Source organism: Klebsiella sp. MS 92-3, assembly GCF_000195655.1.
GTDB lineage: Bacteria > Pseudomonadota > Gammaproteobacteria > Enterobacterales > Enterobacteriaceae > Klebsiella > Klebsiella pneumoniae.
The window spans coordinates 1-2671 of the sequence record NZ_GL882772.1 but is presented as its reverse complement, the minus strand read 5'-3'; the positions used below and the strand labels follow the sequence as shown (position 1 = coordinate 2671).

Sequence of the window (2671 nt, the reverse complement as noted above, 5' to 3'; positions counted from 1 at the left end):
GTGCCTGATGGCGGCATAAATGCCTTATCCTGCTTACAAATGGCATTGGGTCCACCCATGACATTCGTCCGTAGGTCCGCGCAAGAGCATGGGGTCAGTTCATTGCTGGGCGGTTTTTTCGTTTTCAAAGCAAGAGAATACGCATGAAAAAAGGATCTCAAGAAGATCCTTGTGATGTCACGTTCAGCCGTTAACAATTACGTTAATACGACTCATATTTAAGCCCGTAATTCCTACTCCACCTAACGTCAAAAAGGGGCTTTCTATCAATACACCGATCCTCTGTCGGGATGTCGTTAAAACAAAAAACCTCATCGGTAGAAAACAGTAGGTTTTCATCCGGTTCCGTGCGATATCCATCCCCAAAATCAACAATCCATACATGGTAAAAGCCGTCTTTACCCTCGTGTGGAATCCCGTACTTCGCCTGTATTACGGCCTTATTGGCTTCCCACCAGGCTATCTGACGACTTTTCAGGTATGGAAAATGCCTGACCAGAATCGTATTTCCATCGTGAACTGCCACAATCTCAACCGGGGACAGATACTGCCATAGTAGATAACCACCTACCGCAGCCGCTACAACCCCCGCTATCAGTCGCTTATTCACCCCGCCTCCCGCTGATTTCCACGGTCGCATTCATCTCGGTGATGAACGGCCTATAGCCGTATTTCACATAGCGCTGCAGCACAAACCAGATCCGGAAAATTCGGCCCTGATGAAAAACAGGGTTCAGGATATCCGCGTCATCAAGCCCGAAGTGGTCCTGTACCCGGTAGTGTACTTTCGCCCGGTAGCTGTCGCCCGTCACCTCCAGTGACTCGAGCGTGATATGCGTCGACCACGTATCATGGACGGTAATCACCAGCCCGTTAGTCTTATCGATCTGACGATCAAATTTAGGTAGAACAGCTTTATTAACTTCCTTAAAGTTGCCCTTTCCGTCGAATAAATCGTCCTTTTTACCGAGAGGAAGAAATCCATATTCGTAGCTAACAGCATCATCCAAGGCCCTTTTAATCCCCAACAACGAGCTATCACTCGAATGGTCATTCAGGATCTGCTCTTTCAGCGCCCTGTCCAGTAATGGGCTGCTGTACGGTGTGCCGCTGTTCCCCTGCATATGATTAATCATTTCGGTGATGATGTTTTTATATGGGCCATGGAAGGAGAATACCTTGGCAAGTCCCCGGAACTCATCAAACATCAGCCGGACACTTTCCTCCCGGCTGACCACGACCGGCGTACTTCCCGTCAGGCTGCCCGGATAAAATACACCATACGAACTGGCGGGCGCTGGTGGGACAAGGGTCAGCGTATACGGGTTCACTTTCGCCGAGACATCCGTCAGACCAAAGCGCTCTTTCAGTGCTTCCTCGCTCAGATCACCGTGGTGCATGTCCTTTGCGCCGTAGTCATCCATTGCCCTCTGCGTGGCATAAATCAGCGCCGGAAGGGGCATTGGCTGAGGCCCTTTAGCCTTCGCCTCATTCAGTTTTTTCCTGCTGGCTTCCCTCTCCCGTTCGGCAGCCAGCCCGGCATTGCAGTTATATTCGTAGGTGTTATCCAAATCTTGCGGAATGAATTTCGCCCGACACGGGCAGGAGCTGTAACTTTCGATGGAGCCTGCTAGCTGGCGGTTTACACCGCCTACTTCGTACATGTCGCCCATGCCACCACAAATACGGTAGATCCCCGGATGTTTTCCGCAGGTCACTTTATCGCTTTCCCGCGCCTGTGATCGCCCGAAAAATTCGGTGTCTTCAGCACCGGTGATAATTTTACCGCCACAGACGGTACGATCTCCCTGGAAAAGAAAATAGCCTTCCAGCGCCATCAGTGCTTATCTCCCGGCACAGTTAAAAAGCCATCCGGCAGTGCATCGCCCTCACGGAATACAAACATCTGACACCCCTGAGGTGTTGAAATGATTTCATCACCGTTATCCAGCATGCTGCCCACGAGCGCCATCGATTCCCCCTGCATCACCCGACCTTTACCGGCTCCGCAAATAATGGTCGCCTCACGTCCATCCGGATACACAACTTTATCTCCGACCCGCGCAGAATAGTGCCCGTCAAGGGTACTTTTGCCGGATGTCTCACGGATCACGCCACCATGACGGGTCAGGCTGCCAATCGTTGCACCCCGGAAAATATGGAGAACAGGGCGCTGTAACATTGATTCCATTTCTGCGACGAGTGACTGACGCGACTGTGGCTCAAGTTCTGACAGAAACTCATCGGTAAATGGCGGCTGACGCAGCCGTTCCAGTACATCAGTGGTCAGTTCATTGGTGTATTGCTGTGACATGGTAAATCCTTTTAGTGTATCTGGTTGCTCATTCCGCTCTGAGCGATCATGGATTAGAATTGAAGTTCGATCAGTGTTTCGCATCTGTTCGATCAATCGGGATGCGTTAACTTTTTATAGTGCTTTTAACCTGTTTTTCCCTCGCTTTCCACTACCAGCGAGCTTTTCCTCATCGACTTACCCTGCAGAACCACCCTGCGCGCGTTTTATACAGCAGCCTGTCCAGGATTACGTCTGCCGTTGTCAGGATCTCCATCAGTCCATGCTGTCCACTGGGAACTGATTCACTACGATGGTACTGCTTTGGCCGTAATGGTCTTAAGTGATCTCCAGCAGGCGTTTCTTCGTCCTCCAGGC

General features: G+C 50.8%; 3 protein-coding genes. All 3 read right to left on the bottom strand.

What is annotated here, in order from left to right:
• Positions 1-202: 202 nt before the first annotated feature.
• The 3 genes from HMPREF9538_RS19550 to HMPREF9538_RS19560 are packed head-to-tail and all read right to left on the bottom strand — an operon-like array spanning position 203 to position 2314.
• On the bottom strand, positions 203-610 hold the full coding sequence (locus tag HMPREF9538_RS19550) for a DUF943 family protein (RefSeq protein WP_009484467.1): 408 nt from the start codon (positions 608-610) through the stop codon (positions 203-205).
• Positions 603-1838 (bottom strand): PAAR domain-containing protein, encoded by a 1236-nt coding sequence (locus HMPREF9538_RS19555; RefSeq protein WP_009484466.1) that lies wholly within the window; start codon positions 1836-1838, stop codon positions 603-605. Before HMPREF9538_RS19555 ends, HMPREF9538_RS19550 begins: the two co-directional genes overlap by 8 nt.
• The gene (locus HMPREF9538_RS19560; protein WP_009484465.1) at positions 1838-2314 is read right to left on the bottom strand and encodes a PAAR domain-containing protein; all 477 of its coding nucleotides are present in this window, start codon (positions 2312-2314) and stop codon (positions 1838-1840) included. The genes HMPREF9538_RS19555 and HMPREF9538_RS19560 overlap by 1 nt, the downstream gene beginning before the upstream one ends.
• Positions 2315-2671 lie beyond the last annotated feature (357 nt).

Bases quoted from the DNA above. Each gene is read 5' to 3' on its own strand.
- HMPREF9538_RS19555 (WP_009484466.1), bottom strand. From the start codon at position 1,838: ATGGCGCTGGAAGGCTATTTTCTTTTCCAGGGAGATCGTACCGTCTGT.
- HMPREF9538_RS19560 (WP_009484465.1), bottom strand. From the start codon at position 2,314: ATGTCACAGCAATACACCAATGAACTGACCACTGATGTACTGGAACGG.